The sequence below is a fragment of the Inediibacterium massiliense genome (assembly GCF_001282725.1).
GTDB lineage: Bacteria > Bacillota > Clostridia > Peptostreptococcales > Thermotaleaceae > Anaerophilus > Anaerophilus massiliensis.
Genome location: NZ_LN876587.1, coordinates 226,098 through 245,731, shown reverse-complemented (window position 1 = coordinate 245,731; position 19,634 = coordinate 226,098). Strand labels below are relative to the sequence as shown.

Annotated in this window: 21 protein-coding genes; 9 read left to right on the top strand and 12 right to left on the bottom strand. The window is 29.1% G+C overall.

Features of this window, described 5'->3' with window-relative positions; translation table 11 throughout:
- The first annotated feature begins 80 nt into the window (after positions 1-80).
- From BN2409_RS09730 to BN2409_RS17705, 3 genes are read left to right on the top strand one after another with little or no spacing between them, the layout of a single operon-like run.
- Positions 81-323, top strand: a complete 243-nt coding sequence (locus BN2409_RS09730) for a FeoA family protein (RefSeq protein ID WP_053956444.1) — start codon at positions 81-83, stop codon at positions 321-323.
- Between the two features lie 14 nt (positions 324-337).
- The gene (locus BN2409_RS17710; RefSeq protein ID WP_053956443.1) at positions 338-1,126 is read left to right on the top strand and encodes a FeoB small GTPase domain-containing protein; all 789 of its coding nucleotides are present in this window, start codon (positions 338-340) and stop codon (positions 1,124-1,126) included.
- On the top strand, positions 1,119-2,507 hold the full coding sequence (locus BN2409_RS17705; protein ID WP_053956442.1) for a nucleoside recognition domain-containing protein: 1,389 nt from the start codon (positions 1,119-1,121) through the stop codon (positions 2,505-2,507). The genes BN2409_RS17710 and BN2409_RS17705 overlap by 8 nt, the downstream gene beginning before the upstream one ends.
- A 23-nt stretch (positions 2,508-2,530) precedes the next feature.
- Here the strand turns inward: BN2409_RS17705 and BN2409_RS09715 are convergent, their stop codons facing one another.
- The gene (locus tag BN2409_RS09715) at positions 2,531-2,974 is read right to left on the bottom strand and encodes a metal-dependent transcriptional regulator (protein WP_053956441.1); all 444 of its coding nucleotides are present in this window, start codon (positions 2,972-2,974) and stop codon (positions 2,531-2,533) included.
- Positions 2,975-3,218: 244 nt separating this feature from the next.
- On the opposite strand from BN2409_RS09715, the gene BN2409_RS09710 reads away from it, so the two are divergent.
- Both BN2409_RS09710 and BN2409_RS09705 read left to right on the top strand, forming a co-directional pair.
- Positions 3,219-3,437 (top strand): hypothetical protein, encoded by a 219-nt coding sequence (locus tag BN2409_RS09710; RefSeq protein ID WP_053956440.1) that lies wholly within the window; start codon positions 3,219-3,221, stop codon positions 3,435-3,437.
- Position 3,438: 1 nt separating this feature from the next.
- Positions 3,439-3,732 carry a spore coat protein gene (locus BN2409_RS09705; RefSeq protein WP_053956439.1) on the top strand — a complete coding sequence of 98 codons (294 nt, stop codon included), beginning with the start codon at positions 3,439-3,441 and terminating at the stop codon, positions 3,730-3,732.
- Between the two features lie 165 nt (positions 3,733-3,897).
- Here the strand turns inward: BN2409_RS09705 and BN2409_RS09700 are convergent, their stop codons facing one another.
- From BN2409_RS09700 to BN2409_RS09690, 3 genes are all read right to left on the bottom strand, one after another.
- On the bottom strand, positions 3,898-4,488 hold the full coding sequence (locus BN2409_RS09700) for a 5' nucleotidase, NT5C type (RefSeq protein WP_053956438.1): 591 nt from the start codon (positions 4,486-4,488) through the stop codon (positions 3,898-3,900).
- Positions 4,489-4,651: 163 nt separating this feature from the next.
- Positions 4,652-7,114 carry an ABC transporter permease gene (locus tag BN2409_RS09695; RefSeq protein WP_053956437.1) on the bottom strand — a complete coding sequence of 821 codons (2,463 nt, stop codon included), beginning with the start codon at positions 7,112-7,114 and terminating at the stop codon, positions 4,652-4,654.
- 12 nt (positions 7,115-7,126) lie between these two features.
- Positions 7,127-7,813 carry an ABC transporter ATP-binding protein gene (locus BN2409_RS09690; protein ID WP_053956436.1) on the bottom strand — a complete coding sequence of 229 codons (687 nt, stop codon included), beginning with the start codon at positions 7,811-7,813 and terminating at the stop codon, positions 7,127-7,129.
- A 228-nt stretch (positions 7,814-8,041) separates the two neighbouring features.
- Between BN2409_RS09690 and BN2409_RS09685 the strand changes: the two genes are divergently transcribed.
- Positions 8,042-8,401, top strand: a complete 360-nt coding sequence (locus BN2409_RS09685) for a four-helix bundle copper-binding protein (RefSeq protein WP_053956435.1) — start codon at positions 8,042-8,044, stop codon at positions 8,399-8,401.
- 155 nt (positions 8,402-8,556) lie between these two features.
- On the opposite strand, the gene BN2409_RS09680 is transcribed toward BN2409_RS09685, so the two are convergent.
- Positions 8,557-9,798, bottom strand: coding sequence for a HAMP domain-containing sensor histidine kinase (locus tag BN2409_RS09680; RefSeq protein WP_053956434.1), 1,242 nt, complete (start codon positions 9,796-9,798; stop codon positions 8,557-8,559).
- A complete protein-coding gene (locus BN2409_RS09675; protein WP_053956433.1) occupies positions 9,782-10,498 on the bottom strand; it encodes a response regulator transcription factor in 717 nt (238 codons plus the stop codon). Before BN2409_RS09675 ends, BN2409_RS09680 begins: the two co-directional genes overlap by 17 nt.
- Positions 10,499-10,696: 198 nt before the next feature.
- Here BN2409_RS09675 and BN2409_RS09670 point away from each other — a divergent pair, with 198 nt between their 5' ends.
- Both BN2409_RS09670 and BN2409_RS09665 read left to right on the top strand, forming a co-directional pair.
- Positions 10,697-11,020 carry a PadR family transcriptional regulator gene (locus tag BN2409_RS09670; protein ID WP_053956432.1) on the top strand — a complete coding sequence of 108 codons (324 nt, stop codon included), beginning with the start codon at positions 10,697-10,699 and terminating at the stop codon, positions 11,018-11,020.
- Between the two features lie 2 nt (positions 11,021-11,022).
- Positions 11,023-11,739, top strand: coding sequence for a VanZ family protein (locus tag BN2409_RS09665; RefSeq protein ID WP_053956431.1), 717 nt, complete (start codon positions 11,023-11,025; stop codon positions 11,737-11,739).
- A 156-nt stretch (positions 11,740-11,895) separates the two neighbouring features.
- On the opposite strand, the gene BN2409_RS09660 is transcribed toward BN2409_RS09665, so the two are convergent.
- The 6 genes from BN2409_RS09660 to BN2409_RS09635 form a co-directional block, all read right to left on the bottom strand.
- A complete protein-coding gene (locus BN2409_RS09660) occupies positions 11,896-13,218 on the bottom strand; it encodes a DUF4179 domain-containing protein (protein ID WP_053956430.1) in 1,323 nt (440 codons plus the stop codon).
- Positions 13,215-13,760: an RNA polymerase sigma factor gene (locus BN2409_RS09655; protein ID WP_053956429.1), complete on the bottom strand. Its 546-nt coding sequence runs from the start codon at positions 13,758-13,760 to the stop codon at positions 13,215-13,217. The genes BN2409_RS09660 and BN2409_RS09655 overlap by 4 nt, the downstream gene beginning before the upstream one ends.
- 304 nt (positions 13,761-14,064) lie before the next feature.
- Entirely contained in the window at positions 14,065-15,393 is a 1,329-nt protein-coding gene (locus BN2409_RS09650) for a chloride channel protein (RefSeq protein ID WP_053956428.1), read from the bottom strand.
- Positions 15,394-15,537: 144 nt separating this feature from the next.
- Positions 15,538-16,209: an ABC-2 transporter permease gene (locus BN2409_RS09645; protein WP_053956427.1), complete on the bottom strand. Its 672-nt coding sequence runs from the start codon at positions 16,207-16,209 to the stop codon at positions 15,538-15,540.
- Complete coding sequence (locus BN2409_RS09640) at positions 16,202-17,071, bottom strand: ABC transporter ATP-binding protein (protein WP_053956426.1); 870 nt, start codon at positions 17,069-17,071, stop codon at positions 16,202-16,204. Before BN2409_RS09640 ends, BN2409_RS09645 begins: the two co-directional genes overlap by 8 nt.
- A 2-nt stretch (positions 17,072-17,073) precedes the next feature.
- Positions 17,074-17,448 (bottom strand): GntR family transcriptional regulator, encoded by a 375-nt coding sequence (locus BN2409_RS09635; protein ID WP_053956425.1) that lies wholly within the window; start codon positions 17,446-17,448, stop codon positions 17,074-17,076.
- A gap of 555 nt (positions 17,449-18,003) precedes the next feature.
- Here BN2409_RS09635 and BN2409_RS09630 point away from each other — a divergent pair.
- The gene (locus tag BN2409_RS09630) at positions 18,004-19,560 is read left to right on the top strand and encodes a glutathione ABC transporter substrate-binding protein (RefSeq protein ID WP_053956424.1); all 1,557 of its coding nucleotides are present in this window, start codon (positions 18,004-18,006) and stop codon (positions 19,558-19,560) included.
- Positions 19,561-19,634: the final 74 nt, after the last annotated feature.

Sequence of the window (19,634 nt, the reverse complement as noted above, 5' to 3'; positions counted from 1 at the left end):
AAAGCATAGTATAAAAAGAGAAAATCATTAGCCTTGGCTAACTTTTATTTATTAGCCTCAGCTAATAGAAGGAGGCCATTATGAATCAAGGAGAAAAAATACCTCTTTGTAATCTATCTATAGGAATGAAAGGGAGGGTTTTAGATTTATTAAGTACAGGATTACCTAGAAGAAGAATGTTAGATCTAGGTTTAGTTCCAGGAACTATTGTAGAAGTTTTAAGAAAAAGCCCTCTTGGAGATCCTGTTGCTTATTCTATTCGAGGAGCTACTATTGCTTTAAGAAAAGAAGAAGCACTACAAATACTAGTAAAGCCTATTTAGAAGGGAGGATCATTATGGGATCTAATTGTAAATCTTGTGAAAAATGTATATTACATGAAAAATTTAATATCAAGGCCCAGCAAGACGAATTCATTATTGCTCTAGCAGGAAATCCAAATGTAGGAAAAAGTACTGTCTTTAATGCTTTAACAGGATTAAAGCAACATACAGGTAATTGGCCTGGAAAAACAGTTTCTAACGCACGAGGAAACTATACTTATAAAGATAAAAAATTTATTTTAGTAGACTTGCCTGGGACTTATTCTCTTTTGTCCAATTCTATAGAAGAAGAAGTAGCAAGAGATTTTATATGCTTTGGAAAACCAAACGCTACAATTGTTGTAGCTGATGCCACTTGTCTTGAACGAAATTTAAATTTGGTTTTGCAAGTAATGGAGCTTACCGATAAAGTCATTCTTTGTATTAATTTAATGGATGAAGCAAAAAGAAAAGGGATTTTCATAGATAGCCATGGTCTACAAAAAAATTTGGGCATTCCTGTAATTACAACCTCTGCTCGTTGTGGAGAAGGTCTAAAAGATCTTACAGATGCAGTTTATCATATGGCTTTAGGAAATACTCTTACAAAACCTAAAAAGATTATTTATGAAGAAAAAATAGAAATAGAAGTTCAAAAGCTCATTCCACGTCTAAAACCTATACTCAACAACAGATTAGATGCCAGATGGGTAGCTTTAAAGCTTATTGAAGGAGATCTAACCATATTACATTCTATACAAAAGTTTTTATATGATGAAATCTCTTTAGATTCTCAAACGGAGGTGGCTTGTTTTTATGAGTAATCCTGTCCATATATTATTAGATCTTCAAAATGAAATTTCAAACAAAGATCATTCTATCTTTAGAGATAGTATGGTCAGCAGTATATACAAAGAAGCAGAAAACTTGAGTACTCAATTTGTCTATAAAAATGAAGAAAAAAAATATAATTGGGATGAAAAACTTGATAATATTCTTACTTCTAAAATATTTGGTTATCCTATTATGTTTTTACTTTTAGGATTAGTTTTTTGGATTACCATCACAGGAGCAAATGTCCCTTCTTCTTTATTAGCAGACTTTTTGTTTGGTATAGAAGCTCATATTACTACATTTTTTATGGAAATAGGTGCCCCAAAATGGGTGCACGGAATCTTAGTTTTAGGAATGTATCGTACCCTTGCATGGGTTATATCTGTTATGTTACCTCCTATGGCTATATTTTTTCCATGCTTTACTCTTTTAGAAGACTTAGGATATCTTCCTAGAGTTGCTTTTAATCTTGATAAATTATTTAAAAAAGCTGGCGCTCATGGAAAACAGTCTCTTACTATGAGTATGGGATTTGGATGTAATGCTGCTGGTATTATTGCTTGTAGAATTATAGAATCTCCAAGAGAAAGATTGATTGCCATGATTACAAACAACTTTGTTCCTTGTAATGGACGTTTTCCTACACTTATTGCAGTTTCTAGTATTTTTATAGGAAGTATAGTAGCCAGTCAATATAGCACCATGGTTGCATCCTTTTTTGTATGTATTTTAGTCATCATAGGTATTTTAGTAACTTTAGGAGTTTCTTTTGGACTTTCTAAAACTTTATTAAAGGGTGTTCCTTCTTCCTTTACATTAGAACTACCTCCTTATCGAAAGCCTCAGTTTGGAAAAATACTCTATCGATCTTTAATTGACAGAACCATATTTGTATTAGGAAGAGCTATAGTTGTTGCAGCTCCAGCAGGTCTTGTAACTTGGATTTTAGCCAATGTATTTATTGGAGGAGAAAGTATTTTATCTATTGTTGCAGGTTTTTTACAACCTTTTGCCCATCTTATAGGTATGGATGGATTTATTCTTATGGCCTTTATTTTAGGTCTTCCTGCAAATGAAATTGTACTCCCTATTTTGATTATGAGCTATATGTCCAAAGGGGCTATGCTAGAGTTAGATAGTATAGAAGCTATGGGTAACTTATTTGTAGCAAATGGATGGACCTGGCTTACTGCCTTAAATGTAATGTTATTTTCCCTTTTACATTTTCCATGTGCAACTACTCTTTGGACTATAAAAAAAGAGTCTGGAAGCTTTAAATGGACATTTCTATCAGCTATTATTCCTACTTGCATAGCTATTGCTACATGTTTTATACTTACACAATTTGTAAGACTTATAGGATTAGCATAAAAAACACGCTGTTGCGTGTTTTTTTATGTATCAATTTCTTCACTCCAATGCTTTTCCTCTTTTTCTTTGCAAAATTTTATAAAATCTTTTTGAATCTCTTGATTCTTATTCATAAATTCAACTAAATTTTCAATGGCCAAAATCGTTGGCGAACTTAAATAATGCTCCATAGCTTCAGCTTCTTCTTCTTTATTACATTTACTATATATGACAGTTAAAAATTCTTGAAGTACTGTATTTCTCTTCACTAATAAACATCCTAATTTATTTCCTTCTTCTGTAAGATAAATACCTTCATATCTTTTATATATAATATATCCTTGTTTATTTAATTTTCGGAGTGCTTTCACAACAGATGGAGAAGATACATTTAATTTGGTAGCTACATCTAACACTCTTATTTCTTTATTATTTAAAGATAATCTATATACCTCCTCCAAATAATCCTCTAAACTCGGTGATAACATTTTAAATCTCCTTCCTAAAAAAGTCCTTATTGGATTGAAAATACCTTCTAAAAATAATAGACTTATACAAAATTCTATTCAGTACATTCTTTTCTATGTATTAAAATGGATATAAAAAATAAAAAACCATAAAATATTTCTCAATTTTAGATATAGATTGAAAAAAGTCTTATGAATAAAAATCATTTAAATTCACAAAATAAAGATGATTATTAAATTATTATAAAAAATGGAGGAAAAAAGAATGAGAAAACTTGCTGAAGGTGAAATATTATCACTAACAGGATTATTAAAAATGGAAAAAGACGGATTATCTGTTGCAAAGGCTATGCAATCTTTAATTACTGATAAAGACTTAAAGCAACAAGCAGAATCTGCTATTTTGGCAACAGAGGGTAGAATTAAAGGCATTCAACAATTTATTAATGAAAATCAAATTACTACAACAGGGGAGGTAAAATAATATGGCTTCTTTTTTAGGTAATAAAATCAAAGATAATACAGATATTAATGATGAAGTGATCGCAAATAACATGATTGCTAGTGCTACAGCTGGTGCACAAGCTTATCTAAATGCTACTATCTCTTCTGCAACACCAGAGTTAAGAGCAATGTACTCTGCAAGTTTAAATCAGATGGTAGGAGGCCATACTGCAATAACAGAGTTGTCTATTAAAAAAGGTTGGGAAAAGCCTTATAATTCTCCAAGTGAACAATTATCCGATGCTTATAGCAAATCTAAAAATACATTAAATTAATCATTCACCTCTTATTTTGTGGATTTCCCTTATATTGTTCATAAATATTTATAAAAACACCTCTTATACCATTTAACTTATAAGAGGTGTTTTTACCTTAGATGAATTCATATCTTATCATTTATTATTAGTCTCTTCTAATACTCATTCAGCAAATTAGGATTTTTAAGCAATTTTTGTAAATTTTTTAATTGTATCTTCATTATATTTCTGTATTATTTTTTCTATATCATTCCAGTTATATACTCGTGTAATCCCACAGATCAATGGATGCCTATTATAATAACAATCCATTAATAAAACTTTAAAACCAGCTTGAGCTAATTGAATGGCATTTTCATATCTATCTTCTATAAAAATATTACAATTCAATTCTTTTGCTTTATCTACTTTATAATGACTTCCTAATAAATGTATTGGTCTATCTGGTAATCCATTCATCCCAAACCATTGATGTGTTACCTCTTTCATCTTTTCTTCCCTTGCAGTAACATAGTATAGATAATGCATTTTATCTAGTTTCCACAAGATTTCTTTTGCTTGTTCTCTTAAAATTGCATTTAGATGTATTTCTTGCCCATACATTTCATAAAATTTCACATAATCTTGCTTAGGTATTTTTAACACTTGATGAATATCATACACTGTCACTTCATGGGGTTTTACATTTGTATCAAAATATTTATTTGCAATATCCAGCCAATAATATGCATCTGTAATGGTTCCATCAATATCTATACATATATTTAATTTCATTTTGATCCACCCCTTTCTTCATCTTCAATTATAATTATATAGTCACGTCTTTAACTAAAAATTAAAGACATATTAATTTTATGTAAAAGGAAGTATCTTATAAATTTGCACTCCTATAATTTTCAAATAAATCAACAAGGGACAATGAACTTGTCCCTTAAATTTAAAATTCTTCTCGTAAAGCATCTATTAAATTATCTTTTTTAATCCTTCTAATGGGCATTAATACAGAAATATATCCAATCAGCATAGCTCCTATTGTTGCTATTAATATAGCATCTAATGGTAGTTTATAACTTTGTTCTCTAATATCACTAATTCCCTTAAATAATAAATAAGAAAGACCAGAGCCTGCTACAGATCCATAAAAGCTTCCCACTATTCCATAAAGAACTCCTTCTAGAATAATCATTTTCTTTAATCCCTTTTGCGTTAGTCCTATAGACTTTAATGCTGCAAATTCTTTTCTTCTTAATATAATATTTGTAGTTAAGGTATTAATAATATTCACACTTCCAATTAAAGCTACTACCACAACAAATCCATAGAGTAGTATTTTGACCATTAATATAGCTGATTTTGCTATTCTATTTTCATCAATAATATTGATAAGCTTTAAATCATTAGAATCATTTATTATATTTTCTATTTCTTTTTTCGTCACATTTTCAAATTTGACATCTTTAATCTTTATATTTAATCCAACAGGATTTATACTTTTATCAGTTAATCTTTGAGCCATCTCCTTTGTAGTAATCATTTTTATTTTACTTTCCCCTCCCCTAAAATAAAAAGGATTGCTTTTTAAAACGGCTAACACTTTAACTTTATAAACCTTTTTTTGTCCAAACTCAAGTTTTTCATTATTTTCATTGGCTTGAAGAAGTATTTCATCTCCTACCTTTAAATCTGTAATTGGACCTACATAAGTCCTCTGGGTTTTTTGATTATATAATCTATTTTTTCCAATAATGATAACTCCATTTTCCCTATTTAACTCTTCTATATCAATATTTCCTTCTTTTAAATATTTCTTTGCAATTTCTAAAGATGCTTCATCATAAGTAACTAAAGAGGAATCCATTAAGGTTTTATTTTGATTCTCATATTTTATATCCTGATATACTTTTCCTATCTCTTGAATATCCTTAATCTCTTTATTTTTATTGACAACAGCATCAAAATAGTATGGTTGAAATACCTCATAACAATTGTTTATATATGATATGTCTTTGATATGGTCTATGATCGGATCTTCTATACTTATATTATCTTTACTTGCTACAGCAAAATGTATATTTTTAGATTCATTGGTTTCCCCATATATATTTAAAGACATATCCATAAAAGATTTGAAACTTATAAATAATGTTACACTGATTACAATTGAAAATACAGTAATCCAATATCTTTTTCTATTTCTTTTTATATTTTTAGAAGCCAATTCTCCTTCAAAACCAAATATTTTACCTATCATATAGCTTTTTCTTTTTTTGATCTTCTCTTTTGTTATAGAATTTCTAGTACTGATAGCAATTAATGGTGATATTTTTCCTGCAAATATAGCAGGAAGTAAAGCGGAAATATAAATAGAAATGAATCCAATGACTATACTTAAAAAAACAACATCTGTTGAAATAGTTGGAGATATAAATACTATATTTTCTCCTCCAATCCATCGAAAGGTTACATCTATTCCATAAAGTGCTACGATTCCAAAACAAATTCCTATAGGTATACCTATGAAAGCAAGAAAAGTAGCTTCTCTTAATATAATTTTTCTAATTTGCTTTGGTGTAGTCCCTACAGCTCTTAAAAGACCAAATTGCTTTACTCTTTCTACTACGCTTATTTGAAAAGCATTATATATAACTGCTATTGTTGAAATTACTACAATTCCAATAATAACAATTAAGACAGAAATCATACCTTCTGGCATATTTTGTCCTTGTGCCACAATAAGATATTGATTTTCTACTATGGATTCTTCATCCAATAGTTTCTTTAGTTCATTCATATTTTTGTTGAAATTTTTCTTTGGATTCAATTCAACTAATAAATTTGTATTTTGATTACTTATATTAGAATCATTTGTTACAAGCTCTCCTATGTTATCATTTTGATTATTATAGGTATCATTTAAAATTCCTACTAAAGTGTATTCTTTACCTATAAGTTTTATATGTTCTCCAATCTTTCCGCCCTTTTTTATTTGATCAAGAAACCATTTTTCCATAGCTACTTCTTTATTCGTTTTAGGCAATCTACCTTCTTGCATCTTATATGGTAAAAGCTTTAATCCATCACCGCTTCCACATACTTCTCTCACTTTAAGATGATCGTCTACATTTACTTCATTTCCTATAGTATAGGTGCCACTTCTTACAACTACTGGATTACTTTTTATCTTTGTTACCAAAGTATCATCTACTTTTTTATACATAATATGCCATGATCCATAATTATTTTTCATATCTTGTATCTGAGTTTGCTGCATACTCTTAAGGAAAAATCCAATAGATGATATTAATGCTACAGATAATATAATACCTATCAATGTCAATATTGTTCTTTTTTTATTTGATCTTAAATATTTTCCTGTAATTTGTTTATAGTTATTGATCATATAAATCACCCCCTAACTTTGTTTCAAATATTTATCTGAAACCACACAACCATCTACAAGTGTTATAATTCTATCTGCTAAAGACGCTATATTCATATCATGAGTAATCAATATGAGAGTTTGATTATATTTCTTTGCAGAAAACTTTAATAACTCGATGACTTCCTTGGAATTTTTACTGTCTAAATTTCCAGTGGGCTCATCTGCAAGTACTATAGCTGGCTTGTTAAGTAATGCTCTTCCTATAGACACCCTTTGCTGCTGACCTCCCGATAATTCAGATGGTAAATGATTTTTTCTATCTTCTAATCCCAAAAGTCTTATAATATCAGATAAATATTCTTTATCTACTCGATCATGATCTAACAGCGCAGGAAGTGCAATATTTTCTTCCACATCTAACACAGGTAGTAAATTAAAAAATTGAAATATAAAACCTATCTTCCTTCTTCTAAATATAGCAAGTTTTTCTTCTCTATATCCATAAATATCCTCTCCATCAATCATCACTTTTCCTTCTGTAGGTCTATCTAATCCTCCTAAAAGATGCAGTAATGTACTTTTACCAGAACCTGAAGCCCCTACAATCGTCACAAACTCCCCTTTATTGATACTTATATCTATACCTTTAAGTGCTTCTACCTGATTTGCTCCCTTTCCATAAATTTTTTTTAAGCCTTGAACCTTCAAAATTTCCATACTACTCCTCCTAATCTTTCTGTATTTTTCATTATATTTTCTATACATATCATCTTTGATAGCTTTATTATATCCACCTTATTTATAAACCTCCATGACTCTGCCCTTACAAAGAAAAATCTATCTTACACTTTTGTAAGATAGATTTTATTTGTACAAAGTACATTTGCATTATTAAATGAATATATTAAATTTGTAAGCCAATTTTATACCGAAAGGAGAACTTCAATGTCTGAAAACTTTGTATATAACAATCTTCATTCTCCCTGCTCACCTTTATTAATGACTGTGCAGAATTGTGAAGCAAATTATGAACATATGACCACCTTCTTAAAATGTAAAAAAGATGTTCAATCAAGAGTGATTCAGCTTCAATTATTACGTGATTGCGCAGATATTTGTACTTTAATGGCAAAATATCTTGCACGTAATAGTGTATTTTCAAAATGTCTTGCTAATTTATGTGCATACATTTGTGAAGTTTGTGGAACAGAATGTTCAAAATTTCCTGACCCTGAATCACAACATTGTGCGCAAATATGTTTTCATTGTGCAAGAGAATGTCGAGCTTTTGCAATGATGGCATAAAACCTTGGAGCTTACTTCCAAGGTTTTTCTATATATCATTCACAGCATCATATATGCACCATGTTTTTTTAAAAAATAGAATATCTTTTTATACTGACAAAAGGTAACCATTATATTTTTATTCATTGATGCTTATTTATAAAATTATTTAAATATCAAAACTTAAAAAAAGTGATCATAAAGCTTGTCCCTTCATCTATTTTACTTGTAACATCAATATATCCTCCATGTTTTTCAACGATAGACTTTGCTAAGGACAATCCTATCCCGATAGAATCACTTTTTTTAGAATGAGTACCTTTATAAAATCTTTTAAAAATATTAACCAAATCTTCTTCTAAAATAATATCTCCCTTATTATGAATTGTAATTTTTGTATAAGCTTTATTATCCTTTACATCTATTACAACATGACTACCTTCTTTAGCATGTTCTATTCCATTTTTTAATACATTCACAAAAGCCTCTTGCAGCCATAACCGATCATGACTTAATTTTATATCTTTACTTGAAATAAAATCTACTTTTATATTTCTTTCTATAGCTTTATTTTCTAGTATTTCTATTACTTCCCCTATAGTCTTATTTAAACTTTGTTCCTTAATTTCAAGTTCAATGGCATTGGCATCTATTTTAGCAAGTTTCAGTAAATTTAAAATAAGCCATTTCATTCGATTTAATTGATCCCTATTATGGATTAAAAAGGTCTTTTCTTGCTCCTTAGTTAAATCTTTGCTCAGCATAATATCGTTATATAAAATCATAGTAGAAAGAGGAGTTTTTAACTGATGAGAAATATCTGAAAGAAGCTCTACTAAAAAATTTTTTTCCTTTTTTAATGCAAAAATATTTCCCCTAATAACTTCTCCCATGGCATTGAAAGATTGTGCCAATTTAGATAAATCTCCTTCTTTTGTTTCATTGACTTTTAAATTGTACTCTCCCTCCACTATCTTTTTAGCAGCCATGCTAAAACTTCTCATATTGCCATAGAAATAATCATATTGTATGTAGTTTAGTATAAAAAGAATTCCTGTTAAAATAATTCCTAACAACAATATATTCATCATACTATTTCTAAAACTATCTTTTATATATGGAAACAAACTCACTTCTAAGCTTTCATTTAATCCATATTGTCTTAAAATTTCCTTTCCTCTTTCTTCCTCCTCCTTAGTTGATTCTCTTGTCATAAGGGGAACAATCTTAGTTTCTAGCTGTGGGTTTTCTTCAATAAGCTTGGCTGTCATTCCTCCTAAAACCTTTATATAATCGCTTCTGATATTTTCATAACTCACTTGTATCGTTATATAATTAGCAATTAAAAATATCACCATAACCATCATAAAAATAATATAGCTTTTCTTAATCTCTGGATTGTTAAAATATTCCTTCATATTTATACTCCTTTGTCACTTCATAGTTCCATTTATAACCTAAACCCCTTTGTGTAATAATATACTTAGGATCTTTAGGATTATCTTCTAGCTTTTCTCTTATTCTTTTTATATACACAGAAAGAGTGTTTTCATCAAAAAAAACATCTGCACCATCTAATAATTCCTTAAGGATTTCTTCTCTTTTTATTAAAATTTTAGGTTTTGACATAAATATTAAAAGAAGCTTGTATTCCTGTGACGTAAGATGAATCTCTATGTTATTCTTCTTAGTAAGGGCCATAGATGTATCTACTACGATATCTCCACTGATTAATTGATTACTCACAAAAGCTGTTTTAGAGTTTCTCCTTAAAATTGCTTTTATTCTAGATATCAGTTCCTTTACTCTAAAAGGCTTTGTGATATAATCATCTCCTCCTATTTCAAATCCAAGTACTACATTTACCTCCTCATCTAGGGCAGTCAAAAATATGATAGGTACATTACTTGTTTTTCGAATATATTTACAAAGCTCATACCCATTTCCATCTGGAAGATTTACATCTAATATGATTAAGTCAAAGCTTTCATTTTCAAATAAACTTTTTCCTTCCTCTAAAGTTGAAGCTTTTAGCACTTGATAACCTTCATCTACTAAAGTAAACTCTATTCCTAAAGCTAAAGCTTCATCATCCTCCACTAATAATAATTTATTCATTTTTTCCCCTCTCTTATTCTAATGTCTTTATTTATTGTTATTATTTTACATGACCTCCATTTTATTGTCTAGTTATAGAAATATCTCGTTTGTAACATGCAAATTGTTTATTGATCATACATTTAATTTTAAAACAATACATTGTATTACTATGTACTATATGTTAAAATGTAGTTAAAAATGAGAGAAGGTAAATTTATGGATCGAGAAATAAAAAAGGGTATAACAGATATATTGGTACTATCGCTGATTGCTCCCAAGGATATGTATGGATATGAAATTGCCAAGAACATAAAAGAAAAAAGTGAAAATTTGTATGAAATGGGAGAAGGAACATTATATCCTGCCCTTAAAAGGCTTGAAAATAAGAAGTTCTTACAATCTTATTGGGGAGAATCAGAAGGAGGAGGTAGAAGAAAATACTATAAAATCACAGATGAAGGCCAAAAAGAATTAAATAGAAAGATGGAAGACTGGAAAAAAGTAGATTACTTTGTTAGAAAGTGTTACGAGGGGGTATAAGAATGGAAAATTTTGAAAAATACATAGAACATCTATTAGAAAAATTAGAATGTACAAAATCCGAAAAAGAAGATTTACAATCAGAACTACTAGATCATTTAAATCTTTTAAAAAAAGAATACATGCAAAAAGGATATAGTGAGCAAAATGCTATAGATATGGCAATAAATGACTTTGGAGATTTACAAATTATTAGTGAAGAATTAAAGAATACAGTAAAACCCTATAATAAGTTCTCTAGAAGATTCTTTTGTGTCTGCTTTTTCATGTATTCATTAATGGCTTGGTTTTATCTACTAAATCCTTTTAGATCCGTAGCTCGTTATATACATCATCGCGAGGAAGAAGGATTGATGTTGCCAAAAGATGCTCTAGCAAATACAATTCCATTTAAAACGATTACCATGTATATTATTAATTTTAACCATTATAATTTCGATATATGGTTTAATAATATTTTTGGAAATATGATTGTATTTATGCCTTTTGGATTTTTACTTCCTTTTGTTATCAATAAAGGAAATAGTCTAGGACAAAATATTAAGATATCTTTTTTAGTAAGCAGTTGTATAGAAGTATTACAGTTCATATTTAGATTAGGAATATGTGATATAGATGATATTATTCTAAATATAATCGGCTCTACAATAGGGTTTTTCCTATATAAACTATTTATAAAAGGGTTAAAAATAATAAATAAAGAAAAGATTTTAGGATAGAAATCTGTAAATTTAAATATACCTTTAAAAAGTACAACCTAATTAAAATTTATGCTCTATTTAAGAATAATATTGATATAGTAAAATTTTTTAAGGGAACCTCCTTCTAGGTTCCCTTAAAGCCATTTGAACCAATACATATAATTTGAAAGATACTTAATTTATAATAGTATCATTGATCATTATATATTGAACCTTAGAAATATCAAGTGGCAAAAAAGATACAAATTTAAGTTTTATTTCTTCATCTTCACTATAACTCATCATTGAATCAAAGGTTTGAATACTACCGTCTGTCATTTTTGCAGAAACAGTAATATCATCTACATCTTCACTTTCACCTCTCCCTAATAAAGTAATTCCCATGGGTGATAGACAAATACGATTGATCCTCCCATTATCCAATTGAATATTACAATCTTTTTCCTTTGTTTCTCCTACAGACTGAATTTTAAATGTAGTTTCCCAGTTTCCTTCTACATAATTTCCATTTGAAACAAAATACCCCATAAGCTTTAATTTGTCAACTTCTATATCTCCCATATCAAAAATATATTCTATATAATCACTACCATATTTAGTATTTCCTTCTGGATCTGTTCCAAAATGAATATTAGCTGATTTCATATCTATCTGATTTCCTAAAGAATCTGCAAAATACATATATCCATGATCATCTATTCCATCTCCTATACACTTGGTTTGAATATGAAGTTTTCCATCAATATATCCTATATTAGAAATATGCACAAAATCTATTTTAGGAATAGCAATATTCATTTGATCTGTCTTTAAAACATTTATAGATCCTTTTTGTTTAAACTCTTTATATAAAGTCCCTCCTCCCCCTGAAATATGACTCATATCCAGAGGTATCTTTTGTGATGAATTTGCTATTTTTATATCAGAAATATCAATTCTTTTATCAAATGTTTTTTTATCGCTAAGGAATGAACCTATACGAAAGCTTACCTTCTTCCCATTTAGCTTTTCTCCACCATTTGCTTGCATACGTAAAATAGCTGTTTTTGTAACTTCATCATAGTTAATGATTTGACAATTAAACATATTGGCTCCATTTAGTGAGTACTCATAAATATCTAATGTTTTATCTATTCGATTTCCTGTGAGATCCTGCATTGTAAAATAAACGACTGCCATTTCATCATCATTCATAGCTCCTAATACTTCCATTTTTATTCCTTGATCTTCACTAATTTTTTTCACTGGTTGAAGTAATAATCCTATATCCGTACTTACAATAGATAAAAGTTTTTGAAAAGATGGAATTGTCTCTGCCATAACACCCACAGAAAAAATCAAGCATAAACAAACTACTAAAGGAATCGCTCTTTTAAAGTTTATGTAAGTTTTCGGATTATTTATTTTCTTTTCTACTTCCATAGCCATATTATATTTAGGTGTATGAATAGTACTAAGAGCATCTTTTATGATTTTTTCATCAGAATCATAATTCATTTGATCTCCTCCAATTCTTTATAGTATGGATTCGTTTCTTTTAATACCTTTGCTACCTTCTTTTTTGCACGTTCATATCTTTTTCTTAATGTATCAGAAGAAGTATTGTAAATATCTTCTAAATCTTTATAACTTTTTTGATCTATAATCCGACTAAATACCAACGCTCGATCTTTAGGAGATAAAGTCAAGAGTGCTGCTTTTAAATCATCTCTGATAAAATCATCTTCTATGTATAATTCATTCTTATTTGTTTTATATTGTGGCATAAAAAACAATAATTTTTTCTTTCTTAAAAAATCCATACAAGTAGTATATGCAATACGATAAAGCCATGCAGATAAAGATGTTCCTCTTTTGAAGCTTTTCCTTTTTTTATAAGCTTTTATAAATGTTATTTGTACAACATCTTGAGCCTCAAAATAATCGCAAAGTATGTTGTGACAATATTTTAAAATGGAGTAACCATATAACTCTATAGCACAACGTAGCTCATCCTCACCACCTGTATCAAAAGTATCATCAAGATTACTTTTTTCCATTTTCACATCTCCTTTCATTTAAAATCTATATTCACTTCTATAACGTAAATCCATATCATTTTGTGACATAATATGAAAATGAAACTCTAATTTCCTATTTATAAATGAAAAGATTGCTCAACAGATATATCTATTGAACAATCTTGATGGATCTAAATATATTGATTCTATATATTAATCTTTTTTTCTCTTTGCTACTACAACACCCATACCGAGTTATAGTCCATAGAAAAATCTCATGTCTAAGTATATATTATACATTTAAATATTTAATTTCATATAATAATACTTTAACTTTGGTTTTTTATTTACTAAAATTTTTATTAATAGTACGATTATTTATTTTATTTTCCATTTGCCATATTTCACAATTCGTATCCATAAATAGTGAAGGATCTTTACTTTTCATCAATATTTGTGTTGGATAAATACTTTTATGTCCAACAATGATATAGCCTATTACGCATACTATAGAAGCATACATTCCAACTTGTGACCCAAAAAGTTCCATACACATAATAATTCCTGCTAAAGGTGTATTTGAACAAGTTGCCATGAATGCCACCATACCTACTGCAGCATAAAAAGTCGAACTTCCTTGAATTATATTTGCCCATATATTCCCCAATGTAGCCCCTACATAAAGCATTGGTGTAAGAATTCCTCCACTTCCCCCTGAACCTAATGTAGTAGCTGTAGTAATTGTCTTCCATACAAAATCCGTATTTCTTACATGTTCTCCCATAACAGCTTGATGTATAATCTCTCCGCCTATACCTAGATAATCTGTAGTTCCTGTTATTACTACAATCAATATAATAATCACCCCTCCTATGAACCCTTTAGCTGGAGGATAGATATGAATTTTCTCAAATAATTTCTCTATAAGATTTACAATTCTTATAAATATAGCAGAACAAACCCCTATAAGTAATCCAAATACTATCATTCTAGTAATAATTATGCTATTACTAAAAGGACTTATATCGAAAAAATAAGTCACTAAAGGTTTTGTTCCTAAAAATCTTCCTACCGAAAAACTTATAAAAGCTGATATTAAAGATGAAAATAATGATACATAATTAAACGAACCAATATACAATACTTCCGAAGCAAAAACTGCTGCTCCTACAGGAGCACCAAAAACTCCAACAAATCCTGAAGCTACTCCACATATTGCCAATATTTTTCTATCTATGTCTTGTAGTTTAAACAAATCTGATATTTTTGAAGCTATACTTGCTCCAATTTGTGTGGATGGACCTTCTAATCCAACTGAACCTCCAAAAACTAATGTTATAATTGTAGTTAATAATTTTACTGGAGCTATTTTTACATTCATTTTTCCACTTTTTTGATTAATTGCTTGTATTGCTTTTTCTGTTCCATGTCCTTTAGCATCTGGAGCTAATTTTAATATTATAAAACTACTCAAAAATAATCCAAAAGGTATCAATAAATAATAATATTGAAATCCATAAGAAAAGCTCGTACTCATATCTACTAACTTAATAAACAACGATGTAGCTAAACCTACGATCAAGCCAATACATACAGACAATATAAGCCACTTGACCATACTTATTAGCAAAACATAACTTTCTTCTAAATCTTTTTTTAATATAACTTTCATTTTTTCATGACAATTCTCTGTATTGTCACAACACACCTCCTAACTATATCTATCCTACTAACTATACTATCATAAAAAATATTTTTCTCTCAACCTTAACTTTATTTCTATAAGGCATAAACTTATCCATAATTATTTCTTTTTTTAAAATTCCCTTCTCTTATAAATCATTATTGAAAATGCAAAAGATATTATTCCTAATGTAATAATCACCATTATAAAAAATAACCCTACTACAAAATCAGTCTGATTACTTAAAAACTGAATTCCCTTGTCTATCCACAATGGTTTTTGTGTTTCCTTTAAAAGGGTTCCAATAAGCATAGGTACTCCAAAAGCTATGGCAAAAAGTATTAAGTTAAACATTTTAGCCTTTATATATCCATACTTAAAATATATAGGTAAATATAAAAATGAAATAAAACATAATGCAAATATTGCTCCAAACAAATCTTCAAATTCTATCATTTTACTTACATGTAAAAGATGAAAGCTTTTTAATATGAAACCTGCTATCATCATGCTCAATACACCAACTCCAGCAAATATAAATATGGAAAGATATCTTGAAAGTACAATATTGCTTCTTGAAATAGGCAAGCTATTTAAAAGAACTTCGCTATTATTTTTATCATCATAAGCCGTTGTGTACATCATCATTGTATACCCAACCATACAAATCCCTGCAGTATACGCCATTGAATGATCATGATTTCCTTGAGCATTAAATATAAAAAACATAATAAAACCATAAAATATAATAAATTTCACACGTTTTTTTATAAGATAGAAATCCTTTACAAACAGATTATACATTTTGTTCACTCCCCCTAATAGCAAAAAGCATAATATCATCAAGTGTCGCTTGATCAAAAACTAATTCTTCCCCATACTCTTTTTTTAGTTTACTTACTTGTGTTGTTAAAGCTTTAAAACCAAATTTATTATTTTTGATTCCTATTAAATTTTCTTTTAATTTTTCAGTTAAAATTTCTTTCCCTCCCTTTACTATTTTGTAGTTTTCCAAAATTTCATCTTTCATCTTTGAAAAAATCAAATTTCCATCATGTATAAAAGTAATATAATCTGCTATTTTTTCTAAATCTGTAGTAATGTGAGTAGAGAAAAAAATTGCTTTATTCTCATTTTGAATAATCTCCATCAATATATCCAAAAGCTCACTCCTAAAAACTGGATCCAATCCTGATGTAGGTTCATCCATGATAATCAACTGTGCATCATGAGATAAAGCAAGAGCCAAACTAAATTTCATCTGCATTCCCTTTGATAATTCTTTAACCTTTCTATCTTCTTTCAAATTAAATTTTTTCATATATTGGTTATATAAATTATTATCCCAATTCTTATAACAACCAGAGATAGAATTTTTCATCTCCTTTAATGTCAGTTCATCATAAAAATAATTTTGATCATATATAAATCCTATTCTTTGTTTGATCTCCTTCTCATGCTTCACATGATCTAAACCAAAAATCTTTATTTCTCCAGAATCCTTTTTTAAAAGATTCATTATGAGCTTTATCGTTGTACTCTTTCCAGCACCATTTGGTCCTATAAATCCCATAATATAGCCTTTGTCTAAGGTAAATGATATATCATTTAATGCAAAATCCTTGTATTTTTTAGTAACATTTTTTAGTTCTAAAATATGCTCCATATTTACCCCTCCTTAAATAATATCTCAAGAATTTCCTCAATGTCCTCTAGTGTAAGTCCTAAAAATTTACTCTCCTGCACTACTTCAAAAAGCTTTTCCTCTATTTTTCTCATTCTTGCCTCTCTTAATAGTTCTTTATTTTGACTAGCTACAAAGGTTCCCTTTCTAGAAACTGTATTGATCAATCCCTCTTTCTCTAGCTCCTCATAAGCTCTTTTTGTTGTAATAACACTAATTTGTAGCTCCTTTGCAAGCCCTCTAATAGAAGGTAGCATCTCATTTTCTCTTAAATTTCCATTTATAATTTGATTTTTTATTTGACTCACTATTTGTAAATATATAGGGTCCTTATTTGAATTAGAAATGATAATATTCATATCTTTCTCTCCTCTATTTGCAAAAATCCCAGGTGTATATACTGTATATGTATAATATGTACAGTATATACACCTGGGATTTCTTTGTCAATAAAAATAACAGAACTTTTGTTAACTAACTATTTTTTCTTTTTATCATATGCTTTTGTAGTTTTAAAGTAATATCTATAATGACAATTTTCTCTCATGATTACTAAATTTTACCTATTTTTATTATAGCATAATGACATAAACATTTTTGCTCTTAACTTGATATTTTTACATTAACTTCATTAAAAACCCTTTTTTCCCGGGTAATATTCTATCTATTCAAAATTACAATGTATTACAAATTTATAATGAAATATTAATTTTTCTTAATATTTAATATTTGTTTTGATATTTTCATTCTATCTCACATAACAATATTATATAATCCAAATCTGCAAATTGAAAATATATAACTTTAATTTTCTAAACATTTTTTATATTCAAACTTCAATTTTTCCTTTGATTTAAATTTTTATCTCAAGATAAAATTTAAATAATAATTTAAATTAAGAAAGGAGCAATGAAATGAGAATGAAAAAAATGGCAGTATTTCTAAGTTTTATCCTTATTCTATCTCTATTAACAGTAGGATGTAGTAATAATCCATCATCTGGAGGTAATTCAGAACCAAATACTCCTTCAGACAAAAAAGATGTCCTGGTAGTAGGTCAAGGAGCAGATGCTGTTTCATTAGATCCTCATGCTACAAACGATCAACCCTCTTCAAGAATCGCTAAACAAATATATGAGACTCTTGTAACCCAAGATGAAAATATGGAATTACAACCAGCACTTGCTGATTCTTGGGAGTCCATTGATGATTTGACCTTTGAGTTTAAACTAAAGAAAGGAGTAAAGTTCCATAATGGTGAAGCCTTTACTGCAAATGATGTAAAATTTACTCTACTTAGAGGATTAGACTCTCCTCACATAGGCCACATTATCGGTTCTATAGATCCTAATGGTATCCAAATTATAGATGATTATACCATTAGAATATCAACCAAAGAACCTTTTGCCCCTTTACTTGCACACCTTGCTCATACAGCTACAGCCATATTAAATGAAAAAGCTGTCAATGAATTTGGAGATGACTACGGGCAACATCCTATAGGAACTGGTCCATACAAATTTGATAAATGGATAAACGGAGATAAAGTTGAACTTGTAAGATTTGAAGATTATCATGGCGAAGCACCTGCAATTCAAAGAGTAATTTTTAGAAATATTCCTGAAAATACGAATCGAACCATCGAGCTAGAAACAGGTGGGATTGATATCGCTTATGAAATTCCTCCTACAGATGTAAGTCGTGTGGAGGATAATCCTGACCTTATTCTTCAAAGAAATATGAATTTATCTACTACGTATCTTGGTTTTAATTGCAATAAGGAACATTTCAAAGACGTAAGAGTACGCCAAGCTATTAATTATGCTGTTGATATGGAAGCTATTGTAAAATCTGTTTATAAAGGTGTTGGAGCGCCTTCCAAAGGTCCTCTAGGCCCTAACGTTTGGGCATCTAATCAAAAACTTAAACCTTATGAATTCAATGTAGAAAAAGCGAAAAAATTAATGACTGAAGCAGGCTATCCAGATGGATTTAAAACAAGTATTTGGACAAATGACAATCAACAAAGAATGGATGTAGCTGAAATTGTTCAAAATCAACTCAAAGCAATCAATATAGATGCAGAAGTAAAAGTAGTAGAATGGGGAGCTTTCTTAGATGGAACAACTGCTGGAGAACATGATATGTTTATTCTTGGATGGGTTACTGTAACAGGAGACCCTGACTATGGTTTATACCCATTATTCCATTCTTCTCAACATGGCGCAGGGGGTAATAGATGTTTTTATTCTAACTCAAAAGTAGATGAATTACTAGATAAAGGAAGAACTTCTGTAGATCCAGCTGTAAGAGAAAAAGCTTATATGGAAGTACAACAAATTATCAGAGATGAAGCTCCTTGGGTGTTTACTTGGTTAGGAGAAGATTTAGCTGGAGTTAGATCTAATGTAAAAGGCTTTAAACAACATCCTGCAGGACATCACAAAGTATATACCGTTAACTTTGAATAAAATATGGTTACCCTATTTTACTAAACAATAATGTAGGGTATTTACCCTACATTATTGTTTTTAAAAGGAGGCTT

What these genes read in the sequence shown, in the direction of transcription:
- BN2409_RS09730 (WP_053956444.1), top strand. Translation starts at nt 81, where the DNA reads ATGAATCAAGGAGAAAAAATACCTCTTTGTAATCTATCTATAGGAATG.
- BN2409_RS17710 (WP_053956443.1), top strand. Translation starts at nt 338, where the DNA reads ATGGGATCTAATTGTAAATCTTGTGAAAAATGTATATTACATGAAAAA.
- BN2409_RS17705 (WP_053956442.1), top strand. Translation starts at nt 1,119, where the DNA reads ATGAGTAATCCTGTCCATATATTATTAGATCTTCAAAATGAAATTTCA.
- BN2409_RS09715 (WP_053956441.1), bottom strand. Translation starts at nt 2,974, where the DNA reads ATGTTATCACCGAGTTTAGAGGATTATTTGGAGGAGGTATATAGATTA.
- BN2409_RS09710 (WP_053956440.1), top strand. Translation starts at nt 3,219, where the DNA reads ATGAGAAAACTTGCTGAAGGTGAAATATTATCACTAACAGGATTATTA.
- BN2409_RS09705 (WP_053956439.1), top strand. Translation starts at nt 3,439, where the DNA reads ATGGCTTCTTTTTTAGGTAATAAAATCAAAGATAATACAGATATTAAT.
- BN2409_RS09700 (WP_053956438.1), bottom strand. Translation starts at nt 4,488, where the DNA reads ATGAAATTAAATATATGTATAGATATTGATGGAACCATTACAGATGCA.
- BN2409_RS09695 (WP_053956437.1), bottom strand. Translation starts at nt 7,114, where the DNA reads ATGATCAATAACTATAAACAAATTACAGGAAAATATTTAAGATCAAAT.
- BN2409_RS09690 (WP_053956436.1), bottom strand. Translation starts at nt 7,813, where the DNA reads ATGGAAATTTTGAAGGTTCAAGGCTTAAAAAAAATTTATGGAAAGGGA.
- BN2409_RS09685 (WP_053956435.1), top strand. Translation starts at nt 8,042, where the DNA reads ATGTCTGAAAACTTTGTATATAACAATCTTCATTCTCCCTGCTCACCT.
- BN2409_RS09680 (WP_053956434.1), bottom strand. Translation starts at nt 9,798, where the DNA reads ATGAAGGAATATTTTAACAATCCAGAGATTAAGAAAAGCTATATTATT.
- BN2409_RS09675 (WP_053956433.1), bottom strand. Translation starts at nt 10,498, where the DNA reads ATGAATAAATTATTATTAGTGGAGGATGATGAAGCTTTAGCTTTAGGA.
- BN2409_RS09670 (WP_053956432.1), top strand. Translation starts at nt 10,697, where the DNA reads ATGGATCGAGAAATAAAAAAGGGTATAACAGATATATTGGTACTATCG.
- BN2409_RS09665 (WP_053956431.1), top strand. Translation starts at nt 11,023, where the DNA reads ATGGAAAATTTTGAAAAATACATAGAACATCTATTAGAAAAATTAGAA.
- BN2409_RS09660 (WP_053956430.1), bottom strand. Translation starts at nt 13,218, where the DNA reads ATGAATTATGATTCTGATGAAAAAATCATAAAAGATGCTCTTAGTACT.
- BN2409_RS09655 (WP_053956429.1), bottom strand. Translation starts at nt 13,760, where the DNA reads ATGGAAAAAAGTAATCTTGATGATACTTTTGATACAGGTGGTGAGGAT.
- BN2409_RS09650 (WP_053956428.1), bottom strand. Translation starts at nt 15,393, where the DNA reads ATGAAAGTTATATTAAAAAAAGATTTAGAAGAAAGTTATGTTTTGCTA.
- BN2409_RS09645 (WP_053956427.1), bottom strand. Translation starts at nt 16,209, where the DNA reads ATGTATAATCTGTTTGTAAAGGATTTCTATCTTATAAAAAAACGTGTG.
- BN2409_RS09640 (WP_053956426.1), bottom strand. Translation starts at nt 17,071, where the DNA reads ATGGAGCATATTTTAGAACTAAAAAATGTTACTAAAAAATACAAGGAT.
- BN2409_RS09635 (WP_053956425.1), bottom strand. Translation starts at nt 17,448, where the DNA reads ATGAATATTATCATTTCTAATTCAAATAAGGACCCTATATATTTACAA.
- BN2409_RS09630 (WP_053956424.1), top strand. Translation starts at nt 18,004, where the DNA reads ATGAGAATGAAAAAAATGGCAGTATTTCTAAGTTTTATCCTTATTCTA.